The sequence below is a fragment of the Streptomyces sp. NPDC051576 genome, assembly GCF_040681835.1.
In the GTDB taxonomy this organism is placed as follows: Bacteria; Actinomycetota; Actinomycetes; order Streptomycetales; family Streptomycetaceae; genus Streptomyces.
In genome coordinates this window covers 85,041-99,748 of the sequence record NZ_JBFAZO010000011.1, presented here as the reverse complement: position 1 = coordinate 99,748, position 14,708 = coordinate 85,041, and the positions used below count along the sequence as shown (strand labels likewise).

At 70.4% G+C, this 14,708-nt stretch carries 12 protein-coding genes; 9 read left to right on the top strand and 3 right to left on the bottom strand.

Features of this window, described 5'->3' with window-relative positions; genetic code table 11:
* Window positions 1-29: 29 nt before the first annotated feature.
* Complete coding sequence (locus AB0M63_RS32025; RefSeq protein ID WP_366021856.1) at window positions 30-1,655, top strand: protein kinase; 1,626 nt, start codon at window positions 30-32, stop codon at window positions 1,653-1,655.
* A gap of 4 nt (window positions 1,656-1,659) precedes the next feature.
* Here AB0M63_RS32025 and AB0M63_RS32020 read toward each other — a convergent pair whose 3' ends face one another.
* Complete coding sequence (locus tag AB0M63_RS32020; RefSeq protein WP_355906227.1) at window positions 1,660-2,466, bottom strand: SGNH/GDSL hydrolase family protein; 807 nt, start codon at window positions 2,464-2,466, stop codon at window positions 1,660-1,662.
* Between the two features lie 173 nt (window positions 2,467-2,639).
* Here AB0M63_RS32020 and AB0M63_RS32015 point away from each other — a divergent pair, with 173 nt between their 5' ends.
* The 5 genes from AB0M63_RS32015 (at window position 2,640) to AB0M63_RS31995 (ending at window position 9,879) form a co-directional block, all read left to right on the top strand.
* Window positions 2,640-3,065, top strand: coding sequence for a hypothetical protein (locus tag AB0M63_RS32015; protein ID WP_366021855.1), 426 nt, complete (start codon window positions 2,640-2,642; stop codon window positions 3,063-3,065).
* Between the two features lie 369 nt (window positions 3,066-3,434).
* Window positions 3,435-4,253, top strand: coding sequence for a glycosyltransferase family 2 protein (locus AB0M63_RS32010; protein ID WP_356063632.1), 819 nt, complete (start codon window positions 3,435-3,437; stop codon window positions 4,251-4,253).
* On the top strand, window positions 4,250-5,251 hold the full coding sequence (locus AB0M63_RS32005; RefSeq protein ID WP_366021854.1) for a glycosyltransferase family 2 protein: 1,002 nt from the start codon (window positions 4,250-4,252) through the stop codon (window positions 5,249-5,251). The genes AB0M63_RS32010 and AB0M63_RS32005 overlap by 4 nt, the downstream gene beginning before the upstream one ends.
* A complete protein-coding gene (locus AB0M63_RS32000; protein ID WP_366021853.1) occupies window positions 5,244-6,044 on the top strand; it encodes a polysaccharide deacetylase family protein in 801 nt (266 codons plus the stop codon). Before AB0M63_RS32005 ends, AB0M63_RS32000 begins: the two co-directional genes overlap by 8 nt.
* Entirely contained in the window at window positions 6,037-9,879 is a 3,843-nt protein-coding gene (locus AB0M63_RS31995) for a lipopolysaccharide biosynthesis protein (RefSeq protein ID WP_366021852.1), read from the top strand. The genes AB0M63_RS32000 and AB0M63_RS31995 overlap by 8 nt, the downstream gene beginning before the upstream one ends.
* 22 nt (window positions 9,880-9,901) lie before the next feature.
* Here the strand turns inward: AB0M63_RS31995 and AB0M63_RS31990 are convergent, their stop codons facing one another.
* The gene (locus tag AB0M63_RS31990) at window positions 9,902-11,317 is read right to left on the bottom strand and encodes a xylan 1,4-beta-xylosidase (protein WP_366021851.1); all 1,416 of its coding nucleotides are present in this window, start codon (window positions 11,315-11,317) and stop codon (window positions 9,902-9,904) included.
* Between the two features lie 188 nt (window positions 11,318-11,505).
* On the opposite strand from AB0M63_RS31990, the gene AB0M63_RS31985 reads away from it, so the two are divergent.
* Window positions 11,506-12,600: a DUF5925 domain-containing protein gene (locus tag AB0M63_RS31985; RefSeq protein ID WP_355906206.1), complete on the top strand. Its 1,095-nt coding sequence runs from the start codon at window positions 11,506-11,508 to the stop codon at window positions 12,598-12,600.
* Window positions 12,601-12,614: 14 nt separating this feature from the next.
* Here AB0M63_RS31985 and AB0M63_RS31980 read toward each other — a convergent pair whose 3' ends face one another.
* On the bottom strand, window positions 12,615-12,986 hold the full coding sequence (locus AB0M63_RS31980) for a GntR family transcriptional regulator (RefSeq protein ID WP_366021850.1): 372 nt from the start codon (window positions 12,984-12,986) through the stop codon (window positions 12,615-12,617).
* 71 nt (window positions 12,987-13,057) lie between these two features.
* On the opposite strand from AB0M63_RS31980, the gene AB0M63_RS31975 reads away from it, so the two are divergent.
* Both AB0M63_RS31975 and AB0M63_RS31970 read left to right on the top strand, forming a co-directional pair.
* Entirely contained in the window at window positions 13,058-13,987 is a 930-nt protein-coding gene (locus AB0M63_RS31975) for a GNAT family N-acetyltransferase (protein WP_366021849.1), read from the top strand.
* Window positions 13,968-14,468, top strand: a complete 501-nt coding sequence (locus AB0M63_RS31970; RefSeq protein ID WP_366021848.1) for a DUF402 domain-containing protein — start codon at window positions 13,968-13,970, stop codon at window positions 14,466-14,468. Before AB0M63_RS31975 ends, AB0M63_RS31970 begins: the two co-directional genes overlap by 20 nt.
* Window positions 14,469-14,708 lie beyond the last annotated feature (240 nt).

Genomic DNA, 14,708 nt, shown 5'->3' with positions numbered 1-14,708 from the left:
ATTGGCCCGGATGCGAATGGGGGGCACCCATGCCCGAAGAACCGGGCACTGAACGTGTGATCGCGGGCCGCTACCGGCTCCTGTCCCCGCTCGGAGAGGGCGGGATGGGCACGGTGTGGCGGGCCCGCGACGAAGTGCTGCAGCGCGAGGTCGCCGTCAAGGAGGTGCGCGCGCCGGCCGGGCTGGACTCCGGCGACGTGGAGCGGATGTACGCCCGGCTGGAGCGCGAGGCGTGGGCGGCGGCGCGGGTGGCCAACCGCAATGTGGTGACGGTGTACGACGTGGCGACGGAGGACGGCCGCCCCTGGATCGTGATGGAGCTGGTCCGGGGTGTGTCCCTGGCCGATCTCCTGGACGCCGAGGGCCCGTTGACCCCGCAGCGGACCGCGCACATCGGTGCCGAGGTGCTCGCCGCGCTGCGGGCCGCGCACGACGCGGGGGTGCTGCACCGGGATGTGAAACCGGCCAACGTGCTGATGTCGAACGACGGTCGGGTCGTGCTGACCGACTTCGGTATCGCGATGGTCGAGGGCAGTTCGGCGCTCACCATGACCGGTGAGGTCATCGGTTCGCCCGAATTCCTGGCCCCGGAGCGGGCGTTGGGCCGCACACCCGGGCCCGAGTCCGATCTGTGGGCGCTCGGCGTGCTGTTGTACGCGGCGGTCGAGGGCAGTTCGCCGTTCCGGCAGAACACCCCGCTGAGCACGCTCCGCGCGATCGTCGACGAGGAGTTGCCGACGCCGCACCGGGCGGGGCCGCTCACCCCCGTCATCGAGGGGCTGCTGCGCAAGGATCCGGCCGAGCGGATGTCGGCCGAGCAGGCGGAGCAGGATCTGCGGCTCGTCGCGGCGGGCGGCACTCCGTACGCGGCCACCGCGCCCACGACGCCGTACGCGCCGACGATGGCGGGCTCCCCGCAGGACCCGTACTCCCAGGGGGAGTCACGGACGCCGCCGCAGCCGGTGCAGGGCTTCGGGCCGCCGCAGGGCCCCTACTCGACGACCACGCCGACCGCGGACGAACCGCACCGCAACCGGCGCGCGGCCGTCGTGCTGATCGCAGGCCTGGTCGCGCTGGCCCTGGCGATCGGCGGGCTGACGTACGCGCTGTTGAACCGGAACGACGGGAACGCGGACGCGAGCGGGACGACCGGCAGCCCCAAGAGCCAGACCTCGGGCGGGAGTTCGCCCAGCGCCAGCAGCACGAGTGCGACGCCCAGCCAGACGCCGAGCCCGAGCAGCAGCAAGTCGTCCTCGGCGCCCCAGTCGGTGCACGCGACGGTGGCGGGTGCCAACACCGACTACTCCGGCACCTGTCCGCCGCCGAACTCCAAGGCTCCGACCTTCACGGCGAGCATCACGGTGGGGAAACTGCCCGCGGAGGTGTCCTACCGGTGGGTGACGAAGACCGGCTCGGTCTCCAACCCGGGCTGGAAGACGCTGTCGTTCCCGGCGGGCGGCGGGAAGACCAAGCAGGACCGGGTGTTCCTGACGACGTACACGGACAGCGGGACGTTCAAGAACGAGATCAGCGTCGAGGTCCGCAGCCCGGTGGAGACGACGTCCAACTCGGTGCCGTTCTCGGTGACTTGCCTGACGGAGACCCCGTCGGACGGGGCCTCCGCCTCGGACTCGGCATCACCTTCGGGTCAGTGAGACCTCAGACCGCGCCGGTCAGTACCGGCAGATAGCCGCCGGACTGGCCGGACGCGGTCGGGTGGTACGACTCGCCGATGCTGAGCAGGTTGAGGCTGTGCAGCCAGGAGCTGCCGGAGCAGATCTCGTGGCCGGTGAACGAGGTGCGTACGTCGCCGAAGGTGAAGCCGTGGTCGGCGGCGCGCTTGGCGATGGCCGTGTCGAGGTAGTCGGCCGCGCCGTTGATGGCGGAGCGCTTGGTCGCGGAGAGGCCGAGGCAGGTGGTGCCGAGTCGGTAGAAGCGCGGGTAGCCGAGCACGACCACGTGCGCGGCGGGGGCCTTGGCGCTGATCGTCGAGTAGACGTTGTCGAGGAGGCCGGGGAGCGTCGAGTCGACGTACGCCTTCGCGGTGTTGATCCGGGAGAGGCAGGAGCTGTCGGACTGCAGGACGCAGGTCGTCATGACGTCGGTGAAGCCGGCGTCGTTGCCGCCGATGCTGATCGAGACGAGGGCGGTCGAGGTGCTGAGGGTGCCGAGCTGGTTGGCGAGAACATCACCCGTACGAGCGCCCGAGCAGGCCTTGAAGTCGAACGTCGAGGGTGAGTGGGCGGCTGCCCAGAGGTAGGGGTAGGCCTTGGTGCTGCGGTCGCAGGACCCGCTGGAGCTGATGTAGCTGCCCGAGCCGACTCCGGAGGAGTAGGAGTCGCCGAGGGCCACATAGCCGCCGGTGGCGGCGAGTTGGGACGCCTGCGCCGCCGTCGCCCCGGTGAGGGCGAGGCCGGCGGCGAGGAGGAGCGAGGTCACGTATGCCGTAAATCGGGAACGTCTCATGGAACCTCCCTTAGCAGGATCTCTGCCACAACCGTCGTACCAACTACGCACATTGACGGGAAGTGTCCATGCCAAGGGAGTACCGGAGCGTCCGAGTGGGCGTCTTGACGTGTCGCGCGGGGCTGCGTCACATTGAAGTCCGGCATCCGGCGCGTCGGGGGGCAAAGTCGCCAATGCAGACCTTGGGGATCAAGAGAACATCCAACGCCGACACCGGGCGGACGCGGTCAGGACCAGGGAGGGACCTGTCGGCGCTGCTCGCCGGTGCGGCCGCGGCCGTGGGAGCGGTCGGCGCGGTGCTCGCGCTCACCGATTCCGGCTCGCCGTTGCGCGGTCCGTTCGCGCTGTTCTTTCTCTTCGCCGCGCCGGCCGCGGCGATCGCCGCGATATTGCGCGGACTTGATCCCTTCGCCCGGGTCCTCACCTCGGTGGCGGGCGCGGTGGTCGTCGACATGCTGGTGGCCCAGGGAATGCTGGCCGTGCACCGCTGGTCGGTCGACGGCGGAATCATCGCGGTGGCGGCGATCAGTTGTCTGATTCCGATACCGGTATTCGTGCGGCATATGCGCGGCCGCACAACGACAGACAAAGGAGTGTAACGGTCAAACCAACAAAAACGTGAGGCCTCGTTCCAGGCCTTGCCATACAGGTTCAATCATCAATACCGTCGTACATCTCACCCGCACTGGTCCATCATCGAGCGGCTCTAGGGGAGGGCTCAAGGACCGCGATGGATCCGGGGCGGGGCGCGGTAGGGGGGTGCCGTGCTCGGTGACCGCATTTGTGACCGAGTCGTGCCGCGCGGCCGGCTTTCACGCTTTCCGGGGGTCGACCAGCTTTGCCAGCTCACCACGCGTGCACGGAGATCCATTTCTCCGTGTCGCCTGTGAGAACCCCCCTTTCGAACCGGAGCACAGAGCCGGGCCGCCCAGGGGCGGGCGGTCCGCCGGACGAGAGGGACCAGACTCGTGAGTTCTGTTCTGCGCCCAGCGACATCGGGCCAAGATCCGTTAATGTCGGCCAAATACCGGCCGATCTCCTCTCACCTGGCCATTACACCGCCGGTGAGCATCGTGATTCCCGCCATGAATGAGGCGGAGAATCTTCCCTACGTCTTCAAGACCCTTCCGGCATGGATTCACGAAGTGGTTCTTGTGGACGGCAATTCCAGCGACGACACCGTCGCGGTGGCCCGTGAGCTGTGGCCCGGGGTCAAGGTCGTCGAACAGCAGGGGAAGGGCAAGGGGGATGCCCTGATCACCGGGTTCGAGGCCTGCAGCGGCGACATCATCGTGATGGTCGACGCGGACGGCTCGGCCGACGGGCAGGAGATCGTCAGCTATGTCTCCGCCCTCGTCTCGGGCGCGGACTTCGCCAAGGGCTCCCGCTTCGCCAACGGCGGCGGCACGGACGACATGACGTTCATCCGCAAGCTCGGCAACTGGGCGCTGTGCACGATCGTCAACCGGAAGTTCGGCGCCCGCTACACCGATCTCTGCTACGGATACAACGCGTTCTGGCGGCACTGCCTCGACAAGATCGACCTCGACTGCACCGGCTTCGAGATCGAGACCCTCATCAACATCAGGGTGGTCAAGGCCGGTCTCAAGGTGCAGGAGATCCCCAGCCACGAGTACCTCCGTATCCACGGCACGAGCAATCTGCGCGCCGTGCGGGACGGTCTGCGGGTGCTCAAGGTGATCCTCAAGGAGCGTTCCAACCGGCGTGCGCTGCGCCGTCGTTCACACTCCACGAAGCTCGACTCGGTCCGGGGAGAGGTGTCTTGAGCAGTCCCGGCATCTCTGTCGTGATCTGCGTCTACACCGAGGACCGCTGGGAGGACATCCTCGCGGCGGTCTCCTCGGTGCGGGCGCAGTCGCGGCCCGCTCTGGAGACGTTGCTGGTCGTCGACCACAACCCGGCTCTCCTGGACCGACTCACCAGGGAGTACAAGGACTTCGAGGAGACGGGCGAGGTCCGCGTGCTGGCGAACGCGGGCCCCCGCGGGCTGTCCGCCGGCCGTAACACGGGCATCGCCGTCTCGCGCGGCGAGGTCATCGCCTTCCTCGACGACGACGCCGTGGCCGAGCGGGAGTGGCTGCGGCACTTCGCCGAGGCGTACACCGATCCGAAGGTCATGGCCGTCGGCGGCCGTACGATGCCGATCTGGGCGTCGGGCCGCCGGCCCGCCTGGTTCCCCGAGGAGTTCGACTGGGTGGTGGGCTGCACCTACCGGGGCCTGCCCCCGGGCCGGGTCCGGGTCCGCAACGTCCTCGGCGGCAACGCCTCGTTCCGCCGTACGGCGTTCGACGCCGCCGGCGGTTTCGCCACCGGCATCGGGCGTGACGGCGACAAGCGCCCGCTGGGCTGCGAGGAGACGGAGTTGTGCATCCGGCTCACCCGGGCCAGACCGGACGCGGTGCTGCTGATCGACGACCGGGCGGTGATCCACCACCGGGTGCCCGAGGCTCGCGAGCACTTCGGGTACTTCCGTACGCGTGCCTACGCCGAGGGTCTGTCCAAGGCCCTGGTGGCCCGAAGTGTCGGCGCCGACAAGGGACTTGAGTCGGAACGCCGGTACACGACCCGGGTCCTCCCGGCCGGCGTGGCACGCGGCCTGCGGGACGCCGTGTTCGCCCGCCCGGGCGGCGCGGGCCGGGCGGGCGCGATCGTCGCCGGGGTGTTCACGGCGGCGGGCGGGTATGTCGTCGGGAGCGTGCGGGCACGGCGGGGCGGGGCCACGTTCGAGGTGGTCGGGATCGATCGGGGGGACGCACATGAGTGACACACCGGTGCCGATCCTCATGTACCACTCGATCGCCGCCGCCCCGAACGACGCCACCCGCGAGCTGTCCGTCGCGCCGGAGGCGTTCGCCGAGCAGCTCGCGCTTCTCGGGGATCTGGGCTTCACGCCGGTCAACACCGCTGACTTGGCGGCGAGTTGGCGCTCGGGCAAGCCGCTGCCCGAGCGGCCGGTGCTGATCACCTTCGACGACGGCTACGAGGGTGTGCACCGGCATGCCCTGCCCGCGCTGGCGCAGCACGGCTTCGCGTCCACCCTGTTCGTCTCCACCGGCTGGATCCGAGGCGCCCACGACACCGGGGGCGGTCTGGACACCATGCTCGACTGGGACCAGGTGCGCGAACTCGCGGGCGCGGACGTCGAGATCGGCGGTCACAGCCACACCCATCCGCAGCTCGACCAGCTCGACGACGACACCCTGCGCACGGAGCTGGTCCGCTGCAAGGAGATCGTCGCCGACGAACTCGGCGCCGTACCCGTCTCGTTCGCGTATCCCTACGGCTACTCCAGCCGCCGGGTGCGCCGGGCGGTGCGGGAGACCGGGTTCGCGCAGGCGCTCGCCGTCGGCAACGACCTCGCCCGCCGCCGGCAGGGACCGTACGCCCTGCGTCGGGTGACCGTGCGCCGCACCACGGGCGTCGAGGAGTTCGAGCGGCTCGTCGAGGGCCGTGCGATCGCCCGTAACTTCGCCAGGGACCGGGTCCTCACCCAGGGGTACGCCATGGTCCGCAGAGCCCGACAGGTCCGCCGGAAGGCCAGCCGTTCCCGTGTCTGACACGACCACCACCACCGAGGCCGCAACGCCCGAGACCGAGGCGCCCCAGCGGACGGGGCGCCGACTGCGCCTGCCGGGGAGGGGCAAGTCCCCCGGCGGCAGCCCGCTGTTCCGCAACGCCTACGCCCTGATGCTCAACACCGGGATCTCCGCGGTGCTGGGCCTCGGCTACTGGCTGATCGCGGCCCACTACTACTCGGCCTCCGCCGTCGGACAGGGCTCGGCGGCGATCGCCGCGATGAAGCTCCTGGCCGGACTCACCGCGGTGACCCTGACGGGCGCCCTGGCCCGCTTCATCCCGGTCGCCGGACGCGCCACCGGCCGTCTCATCTTCCGTACGTACGCGGGCAGTTCGCTGGTCGTCGCGCTCGGGGCCGGGGTCTTCCTGCTGACCCTGAACGAGTGGGGACCCTCGTACCGCTTCCTGCACGGGCCGAGCCACGCGCTCGGCTTCGTCGTCGCGGTCGTGGCCTGGAACCTGCTCACGCTCCAGGACGGTGTGCTGACCGGGCTGCGCAGCGCGCCCTGGGTGCCGGTGGGCAACACCGTGTTCTCGGCGGTCAAGTTGGCGCTGCTCGTCGGGCTCGCGACGGTGTTCGCCACCAGCGGTGTCTTCGTGTCGTGGGTCGCCGCGATCGCCTTCTCCGTGGTGCCGCTCGGCTGGCTGGTGTTCCGGCGGCTGGTGCCCCGGCACATCAAGGCGACCGAGGACCACGCGAGGCCGCCGACGCTCAAGGAGATCGGGCGGTTCCTCGCCGGGGACTACACCGGCTCGCTGTTCTCGCTCGCCGTGGTCTACCTGGTGCCGGTGATCATCGCCTCGCAGGTCAGCTCCGAGGACAACGCGTACTTCTACATCACCACGACGATAGGCGGCACGGTCAACCTGCTCGCCATCAACATGGGCGCCTCACTGACCGTCGAGGGCTCGCACGACCCGGCGCGCATCGCCGCCAACACCCGGGCCGCGCTCAAGCGGATGGCCCGGATCATGCTGCCGATCTGCGGGCTGCTGTTCATCGGCGCCCCGTACATCCTGGGCGTGTTCGGCGCGGGCTACGCGGACGCGGCGACCCCGCTGCTGCGCTGGTTCGCGGTGGGCGCCCTGCTGCGGGTCGTCATGGAGACCTACTTCGCGGTGCTGCGCGCGCAGAGCCGCACCGGTGGACTCGCGTGGCTGCAGGGCCTGTTGTGCGTCCTGGTGCTCGGTCTGACGCTGCTGCTGCTGCCCCGGATGGGCCTGACCGGCGCGGGCGTCGCCGAGATCTCCAGCCTCGCGGTGATCGTGACGATCGCCGCGCCCAAGCTCTTCCGGACGCTCCGGGCAGCGACGCCCGCGGAAGCGCCCGAGGACACGGCACCGGACGGCGACCTCGCCGACCTGGGGGCACGCGAGGTCCCGGCCGCGCCGCGCCGTCGTGGTCCGGCCTGGGCGCTCGACTCCGACACCCTCGCGCTCGGCATCCATGTGGACTTCGACCACCTGGAACGCCGTCCCGATGTGCGGCCCGGTCCGGGCACCCCGCCCACCGGCACGCCCATCGTGTCCGGCGAGCAGCGGCCGACCTGGGCGCTCGGCATCAAACGGTCCGAGATCGTGGGACTGCCCGTCGAGGAGCGGGAACCCGGTTCGGAGTCCTCGCTGAGCCCGTCGGCGGAGCCCGAGGTGGACGCGCCGTTCGAGCCCGCCGAGGGCTCCGACCGGGTGGTCGTACCGGAGGCGGCCCTCGTCCGGGAGCAGGCCCGCAAGGACGCGGCGGAGCAGGCACGGGAGGCAGAAGTACCACCGCCCGCCCGCCCGTTGTCGCTGCGCGAGCGCCTCGTGCCCACCCGGCCCGGTGTCGTGCTGGTCTGTCTGCTGGTCGCCGCGCTGCTCCTGTACTGGGTGCCCGCGCTGCGGCTCGGCCAGGCCGACCTCGACGACATGGGCGGCCTCGGCCTGATCTCGGTGCTGCCGCTGCCCACGCTGGTCGGCGCCGCGCTGCTGGTCACGGTGTTCGCCGCGCTGCTGTGGCTGGGCCGCGAACACAGGGCCCTGCTGCTGATCACCTTGCTCGCGACCGTCGTCTCGCTGCACGCGCTGCCCGCGGTGATCGAGCCCGAACCGCGCTTCCCGACGGCCTGGCAGCACCTCGGGTTCATCGACTACATCGACCGCACCGGGTCGGCCGTACCCGACCTGGACGCCCGCTGGAGCTGGCCGGGCTTCTTCGCCGCGGCGGCGTTCATCGGCAGGGCGTGCGGGATCACCGACTGGACCGAGGTGATCCGCTGGTGGCCCACCGCCATCCAACTCGCCTATCTGGCACCGATGTTCCTGCTGGTGCGCTCACTGCGGGCGAGCTGGCGGGCGAAGTGGACCGGTATCTGGATCTTCGTGCTCAGCGGCTGGGTCGGCCAGGACTACTTCTCCCCGCAGGGCTTCACCTTCCTGCTCTATCTGGCCTTCGTGGCGATCCTGCTGGTGTGGTTCCGGGCGCCGGGCGTCCTGTGGTCGAGGATGCGGCCGGGCGAGACGGAGGTCGAGCCGACCGACCGGCGTCAACAGGCCGTCCTGCTCCTGGTGTTGATCGGTCTGTTCGCGGCGAGCGTCCCGGCCCACCAGCTCACCCCGTTCGTGATGCTGGGCGTGCTCACGGTCCTCGTCCTGATCGGCCGCTCCGAACTGCGCGGCCTGCCCATCCTGTTCGCGGTGCTGGTCGCGGTCTGGCTCGGTTTCATGGCCGAGCCGTACTGGTCCGGACACTTCGACGACCTCTTCGGCGGGGTCGGCGGGGTCGGCAGCAATGTGTCGACATCCGTCTCCGGCCGTATCGCGGGCGGCAGTTCGACCCACAAGCTGGTCCTCTACACCCGCGTCCTGCTGGCCGGCGGCATCATGGCCTTCGCCTGCTGGGGCTGGTGGCGCCGCCGCGACCACAAGTACCGCGAACGCTCCCTGCTCGTCCTCACGTTCGTCCCGTTCCTGGGCTTCGGCATGCAGTCCTACGGCGGCGAGATGGCGCTGCGCGTCTTCATGTTCGCGGTGCCGGGCGCGGCCCTGCTCGCGGGTCTCGCCCTCTTCCCGCGCACCGGCGTCACCGCCAAGGAGCGCGAGAAGGACCGGGTGAGCCTCGCCCCGCTGGCCGCGCTGCTCGCCGGTCTGCTGCTCATGGGCGGCTTCCTGGTGGCCCGTTGGGGCAACGAGGGCTTCGAGCGGGTGCGGCCCGGCGAGGTCGCGGCCATGGACTACGTGTACGCGCACGACAAGCCGACCCTGCGGCTGCTGTGGCTGACCGACGACACGGTCAACGACGTGACGCCGGCGATGCCGTGGGGCGCGAAGGACATGGAGCGGGTCAACTACGTTCCCACGCTGGCCCCTTCGGACCCGGTGCTGGTGTCCGGTCTGGTCAAGGCGCTCAAGGACGCGGGCCCGAACTCGTATCTGATGATCAACGAGAGTCAGGTCGTGGCGCTCCAGATGGACGCGGGCTTCTCACCGACCTGGCAGGCGCGGCTCGTCCAGAACCTCGACAACCGGCAGGAGTTGAGGAAGGTCCTCGTCAACGACGACGTGACCATGTACGCGCTGCGCACCCAGCCGGCCGGTGCGGTCCCGAAGCCCGATCCCGGGCCGATCGGACCGCAGATCACCTGGACGCCGTGGTCGGTGGTGGGCGCGCTCGCCGCCGTCGCGCTGATCCTGATGCTGACGGCCCGCGAGGTGGTCCGGGTCGCGGTGCGGCCGGGTGTGCGTCAACTGCGGTGGCTGCAGAGCAGTTTCTGGTTCTCGCTGCCCCTGCTGGCGGTGCTGCTGGCCTCGCTGGTGCAGCGGTTCCTGACCATGAAGTAGCAGGTCCACGAGGTCAAGTGGCTTATCGCGTCAGCCACTTGACCTCGTAGGCCGCCATGTCGAACTGCTTGCCGTCGACCTTCGCGCTGATCTGCCGGTTCAGGGTGTTCACGACCAGGACCGTCTTGTCGGTGGCGAGGACGCGGACATTGGGCACGTCGTCGGCGGCGACGGACACCGTCGCGTACGTGGTGCCGGGTCCGAAGGCCGTGTCGAAGCGGGAGACCAGGTCGTACATGGGCAGTTGCCTCCCGCCGTCGGAACTGTCGGTCGGGGTCCACAGGCAGCCCGCGCAGTTCGTGCCCTTCTCGTCCTCCGGGTTCCAATAGAAGCCGGAGGTGGCGCCGCCCTTGGCCATGGCGATCATGCCGGCCGCCTGGACGGCGACGCGATGGGTCTCGGACCAGCCCTTGCGGTCGTCGTTGCCGTCCGCGGGTTCGACGTAGTACTCGGCCCACCACAGCGGCAGGTCGTGCGTCTGTTGCCGTACCCACTCGCTGACGGCGGTGAGTTTGTCGGTGGCCCCGAACTCGTTCGGCAGCAGCTCGTCGTCGTTGGTGTAGCTGGAGCCGTCGACGACCACGAAGTCCGCGCCGGCCTTGTGCTGGTTCCAGTAGTCGAAGGCGTCGACGATCCTCTGGTCCATCGCGCCCCAACTGCCCTTGAGGGTGCTGGAGGCGTTCGCGTCGCGCGGGTCGACGCTGTCCATCACCAGATACGGACCGCCGACCATGATCTTCGGGTTGACCTTCTTCAGCGCCTTGTAGACCAGGTTGTAGAGCTGGGTGTAACCCTCGTAGTCCCAGCGCTGTTCGGCGTTGTTCCAGAAGCCCTTGAACTCGTTCCACACGATGAAGTGGGTGACGTCCGGGTACCGCTTGGCGACGGTCGCGGCGAGCGCGGCGAAGTCCGCGTAGTGGTCCGCCTGCGGGGCCGTCTCCAGCGACACCTGGCTCCAGTCGGTGTTGTCGACGCCCGCCTTGCCGCCCTTCATCCAGTCCGGGGAGCAGCACAGCGTGATGACCGGGGTGCCGCCCGACTTGCGGACGAAGTCGATACGGCGGTCGAGGGCGCCGAAGTCGTAACGCCCCTTCACCGGCTCGGGGTTGTCGGCGCCCCAGCCCATGATGGCCTGGTCCTGCGGCAGTTGGGACTTCGCCAGCAGCCCCTCTACACGCTCGGTCGCGGTGTCACTGCCCTCGTCGGCGCTGTACTGGGTGTGGGTGAAGCCCCAGCCGACCTCCGGCCGGTCCTCGTCGGGCGGGGTCGCCGGAGTGCCGTGCACCTTGTCGCCGTCGCGCGAGGTGCCCGCGGTGCTTCCGCCGCCGGGAAGCGTGTTGATCAGGGTCACGATCAGAGCCAGTGCGGCCACACCCACGCCGAGCAACGCGGTGAGCCGCCACCGCCGTGCCCCCGAATTCCACCCATGACGTCCCATCAAGGGCAACAGTAACGTCGGTGCCCGGCGGTGGGGCAGGCCTCCACATGCACAGGCTTGTAACAGGACCGAGGGGATACACGGCGGACACGGAGCGGACACATCGGATGGACCGGGCGGAACCGACACTCGGGGGCGCACTGTGGAAAGCGGGTGCACACGGCGTCCTCGTGCCGGATCATGGCCCCATGTCCGCTAACCCACACGACGCACTGCCGATCCGGCTCAACGTCGACGACTCCGACTCCCCGTCCGACGTCGTCGACGCGCTGTTCCTCGGCCGCTTCGCGACGGGCGAGCAGCCGTACTCGCACGCGGCGAACATCGACCGCGTACGGTCCGGGGCGACCCTGCTCCCGCCGGGCGCCCGCGTGCTGCGCGCCGCCCGCGACGACGACCGCAGCGCGACCCTCGCCGAGGGCGACGGCTGGACCCTGCTGATCTCCCGCTGGAACCGCGGCGCCGACGTCACGGTCACCGCGACGACCGAGGAACTCGCCGAGAAGGTCCTCGACCAGGCCACGGACGGCGCGGCGGACGAGCCCGAACCCCAGCCGGAGAACGTGACGATGGGGTTCTGGTACGTCTCCCCCAGGCGCGGCCCGCACCGGACGACCCGGCAGATCTCGGCGGGTACGTGGGACGAGGTGCGCCCCAACTACACGCGTCCGGTGGCCGATGCGATGGACCGCCTGATGAAGACGACCCCGGAGGACATCGCGGGCCGGCTGCTGTTGCTGCACGGCCCGCCGGGCACCGGCAAGACCTCGGCACTGCGCACGCTGGCCCGTTCCTGGCGGGACTGGTGCCAGGTGGACTGTGTGCTGGACCCGGAGCGGCTGTTCAGCGATGTCGGCTATCTGATGGACATCGCGATCGGCGAGGACGACTCGACGGGCAAGGGCCGTTGGCGGCTGCTCCTGCTCGAGGACTGCGACGAACTGATCCGCGGCGAGGCCAAGCACACGGCAGGCCAGGCCCTGTCCCGGCTGCTGAACCTCACGGACGGCCTGCTCGGTCAGGGCCGCAACGTCCTGGTCGGCGTCACCACCAACGAGGACCTGGAGCGCCTCCACCCCGCCGTGGTCCGCCCCGGCCGCTGTCTGGCCCGCATCGAGGTCGGCGCGCTCACCCGCAAGGAGGCGGTGAACTGGCTCGGCACGGAGGAGGGCGTCGGCCGCGAGGGCGCGACCCTGGCGGAGCTGTACGCGCTGCGCCGGGGCACCCAGCCGACGTCGGTGCCGGACCAGCGGGAGGGGGCGGACGCGGGGTTGTATCTGTAGCGACTCCCGCTGTCCTAGGGGGCGTCGTAGGCCGCCCGCAGTGCGTCCCGTGCGGCGGCCAGCGCGTCGGACTCCGACAGCCCGAGCCGCCGTACCCGCTCCGCGTACGCCTGCGCGGCGGCCGCCGCCTCCCGCTCGGCCGCCGAACCGGCCGCCGCGACGAGCGTGCCGTTGCGGCCCCGCGTCTCGATCACCCCGTCCGTCTCCAGGGCCCGGTACGCCTTGGCGACGGTGTTGGCGGCGAGGCCGAGCGACTCGGCGAGCCCGCGCACCGTGGGCAGCCGGTAGCCGACCGGCAGCGCGCCGGACCGGGCCTGCGCCGAGATCTGGGCGCGGATCTGCTCGTAGGGCGCGGCACTGTCATCGATGTGGATCTTCAGGGTCACGGCCCGATTGTCCCGCACCCGCCGGAAAATGAGAGGCACTCCGGCGCGGCCCCGCCGTAGCGTGCGACTCCATGACCGTGATCGCGCGCGACCTGCGCCCCGATGTCCGGGCCGACCTGGAGGGCTTCGTCCGGGTCCGCCGACTGGCCCTCCCCTACATGCTGTTCACACCGGAGTCCGTCGCCTTCGACATCGCCCACGCACATCCGGAGGCCGAGCTGCGCAGGCTGGTCGCGGAGGAGGACGGCGAGATCATCGGCACCGCCCAGGTGGGCATCGCCTACGAGAGCCCGGAGCCCGGCCAGGGCTTCGTCAACGTGTACGTGCACCCGGAGCGGACACACCGGGGCGCGGGCTCGCTCCTGGTCCGCACCGCCGAGGAGCACCTGGCCGCCCGGGGCGCGAGCAGGCTCTACGCCTGGGTCCTGGACGAGCCGGGCAACCGCGCCTTCGCCGAGGGGTTCGGCTACACGGCGAGCCGCTCCGCGCACTTCCTCCGCCTGGACCTGACGCACGGCACGCTGCCCCCGCTCCAGGATCCGCCGCCGGACGTCTCGATCCGCCCGGGCTCGGACTTCGCCGACGACCCGCGCCCCCTCTTCGAGCTGGACGCGGAGGCGACGCTGGACGAACCCAGCGACATCGACACCGAGTTCACCGACTACGAGGCCTGGCTGGACGAGACCTGGCGAAACCCTCTCTTCAGCCCCGAGTTGACGTCCGTCGCCGTCATCGACGGACGCCCGGCGGCCTTCAGCGCGGCCCGCACGGACGACGGCACCCGCTACGGCACGGTGATGACCGGCACGGCCCGCGCCCACCGCGGCCGGGGCCTGGCCAAGCTTGCCAAGAACGACTCCTTGCACCGCGCCCGCGCGGCCGGGTACACGGAGGCCTTCACGGGCAACGACACCGGCAACGGTCCGATGCTCGCGATCAACAAGTGGTTCGGTTACGAGACCTGCGCTACGGAGGTTCGGTATGTCCGTGAACTCAGCTGATCCCGCACGCCAGTTGGACGTCGTCCTCGTCAAGGCGGGCCGGACGAAGATCCGTTACACGGCGGAGCTGCTCTCCGACGACGGCACCCGCCTCGCCGTCCGCGCCCCGTGGGCCGGTGAGGGCGTCCGCGACTTCGGCTTCGTACGCTTCGAGCGCGGCGACGTGTTCACCGAATACTACTGGCGGGACCGCTGGTACTCGGTGAAGCAAGTCCGTTCCGGTACAGGCGAGTTGAAGGGCTGGTACTGCGACATCACCCGCCCCGCCACCTTCTCCGGCACCGAACTCGTCGTCGAGGACCTCGACCTGGACCTGTGGCGCTCGGCGGACGGCCTGGACGTACGACGCCTGGACGAGGACGAGTTCGAGGAGAGCGGGCTGGCGGAATCGGACCCTGCGGCTGCGGCTGCCGCCGTGGCAGCGCTCGACGAGTTGGAGGGGCTGGCGCGTGAGGGTGGTTTCGAGGAGTTGCTGGCGTGAGGCCGGGCGGGGCCGGGGGCTGTCGGGCGGGGGAAGGCGGCGACGCGGAGCATCGGCGACCGACGGCGACGCCGCTGGGGGTCCCCACGCCTGCAAGGCGGCAGGAAGCCGGGCCGGGCCCCACGTCTGCGGCACAATCCGCCGGCAGGCTCTGGGCCGTGTCCGCGAAGTCCCGTCGTTCGCCCGCAGGTCGGGCCTCGCGCCCGCCGTGGAAGCGGCTGGTGGCGGAGTCGGTGCGTG